Raw genomic sequence first — 2,134 nt, 5'->3', positions numbered from 1 at the left:
CATGTCGAGCCCGGCATGAAGCTCGGCCTCGGCACAGGCTCGACCGCGGCGATTTTCGTGGAGTTGCTGGGCCAGAAGGTCGGGCATGCTTCGTCACCGACACGGGCGCCCGCGGCGAGACGCTCGACCGCGCCAGGGCCCGGCTGCTGCAGACCCCGCAGGCCTTCCGCTACGCGGAGCTCGTCGCGGCGCATGAGCGCGCGGCGGCGGAAGGCCGCGACGATTTCACGGATGACGGCGCGCTGTTCGCGTGGGCCGGGCACGAGGTGGCGATGTTCGACGGCGAGGCCCGCAATCTGAAGCTGACGACGCCGGACCAGTTCGACGACGCGCTGCTGCGGCGCGCGGGCGCGGCCTTCCTGGCCCAGGGCGACGTGCGGACCGGCTCCGGCTTCGACGTGCACGCCTTCGGCCCGGGCGACCATGTCATGCTGGGCGGCGTGCGGGTGCCGCATGATTTCGGCCTCGTCGGCCATTCCCGGCGAGCGGTCTTCCGCGGCGGCGGTCGCCTGGACGCTGACCGCCAGCAGAACGGACGCCAGAGCGCGATGCAGGATGCGGCCCATGCGTGGAGCGATGCCACCGGCCGCCGCGGCTGGCAAGATCGTCACTCGGCGGATCACGCGGACTTTTTCGCCATGGCGAGCCGCGACAGGGCCCGCGACGGGACAGCTCGATCGTGGGAGATGCGGAATGGCTCGAATCCCGCTGCGGGAGCGATCGGCCGTGGCCGAAGCCAGGGCCTTCCTGAGGTGAGGGCTCGCCTGATCTACACGCCGGGGCGCGGGATGAGAAGGCGACGCCTGCGCGCGTCGTTGGCGCGCGGGGCCGAACACCGGTAAACGCTCATGATCCTCGCAGCCCCCGCGTCGCAGCCATCCGGCCGCCGCCCCTAAGGAGAGGTCATGAACGAGACCCTGGACCTGCTCGGCTCGCGTCGCTCCGTGCCCGCCAACGCGCTGGCTGAACCCGGCCCGTCGACCGACGAACTGGACCGCATGCTGACGCTCGCGGCGCGCGTGCCGGATCATGGCAAGCTCGCGCCCTGGCGCTTCATCCTGATCGAAGGGGAAGGGCGCGCCGCCCTCGGCGCGCGGCTCGCCGCGCTGCTGAAGGAGCTCGATCCGGACGTCCCCGAGGGGCGCGTGCAGCAGCAGGCCAACGCGTTCTCGCAATCCGCCCTGGTGGTCGCGGTGGTGAGCTGCGCCGCGCCGCATGTGAAGATCCCGGAATGGGAGCAGGTGCTCTCCGCCGGGGCCGTCTGCATGAACCTGTCCGTCGCCGCCAACGCGCTCGGCTACGGGGCGCAGTGGGTGACGGGCTGGGCCGCCTATGAGCCTCGGGCGCTCGAGATCCTCGGCCTCAAGCCGAACGAGAAGCTCGCCGGCTTCATCCATATCGGGACGCCGACCGAGCGCCTTCCGGACCGCCCGCGTCCGGCGCTGTCGGAGATCGTCACCCGCTGGAGCGCGTGACGATGTTCTACGAGCCCCGCGCCGGACACGGCCTGCCGCATGATCCGTTCAAGGCCATCGTCGCGCCGCGTCCGATCGGCTGGATCTCGACCGTCGACCTGGCGGGGCGGCCGAACCTCGCGCCCTACAGCTTCTTCAACGGCGTCTGTGACGATCCGCCGATGGTGATGTTCTCGTCGGCGGGCCGGAAGCACTCCGTCGAGAACGCGGAGGCGACCGGGGAATTCGTCTGCAACTTCGTGAGCTTCGCCCTGAAGGACGCGATGAATGTGAGCTCCGCGCCGCTTCCCGCTGGCGAGAGCGAGTTCGAGCGCGCCGGCCTCGAGACCGCGCCGTGCCGGCTGGTGAAGCCGCCCCGCGTGGCGCTCAGCCCTGCCGCGCTCGAATGCAAGGTGCTGAACGTGACCGAACTGCACGATCTCGCCGGCCGCTCCGCCGGGCGGTTCGTGGTGACGGGCCAGGTCGTCGGGGTCCATATCGACGACGCAGCCCTGACGGACGGGCTGTTCGACACGAGCCGCGAGGGCGCGGTCGCGCGCTGCGGCTACCTCGACTACGCGGCCGTGTTCGAGATGTTCGCGATGCCGCGCTTGCGGACGTGTTCCGGGACGCCCCCTGAGCGGCCTCAGCCGCGCGGGCGCGGCATCGCGAACATCTCG

Annotated in this window: 2 protein-coding genes and 2 pseudogenes; all 4 read left to right on the top strand. The window is 71.2% G+C overall.

Going from position 1 to position 2,134, the window contains the following annotated elements; genetic code table 11:
* Positions 1-82 (top strand): annotated as a pseudogene (locus ACIKT0_RS17455) (ribose-5-phosphate isomerase RpiA); the annotation flags it as partial.
* Positions 83-143: 61 nt separating this feature from the next.
* Positions 144-842, top strand: coding sequence for a 2-C-methyl-D-erythritol 2,4-cyclodiphosphate synthase (locus ACIKT0_RS17450; RefSeq protein ID WP_407106617.1), 699 nt, complete (start codon positions 144-146; stop codon positions 840-842).
* 63 nt (positions 843-905) lie between these two features.
* Positions 906-1,475: a nitroreductase family protein gene (locus ACIKT0_RS17445; RefSeq protein WP_407106616.1), complete on the top strand. Its 570-nt coding sequence runs from the start codon at positions 906-908 to the stop codon at positions 1,473-1,475.
* Positions 1,476-1,477: 2 nt separating this feature from the next.
* Positions 1,478-2,071, top strand: a pseudogene (locus tag ACIKT0_RS17440) (flavin reductase family protein); the annotation flags it as partial.
* Positions 2,072-2,134: the final 63 nt, after the last annotated feature.

The organism is Hansschlegelia beijingensis, from assembly GCF_045505405.1.
Classification (GTDB): Bacteria; Pseudomonadota; Alphaproteobacteria; order Rhizobiales; family Methylopilaceae; genus Methylopila; species Methylopila beijingensis_A.
Note: the sequence above shows the minus strand (reverse complement) of the source record. Positions and strands in the feature narration are given on the sequence as shown.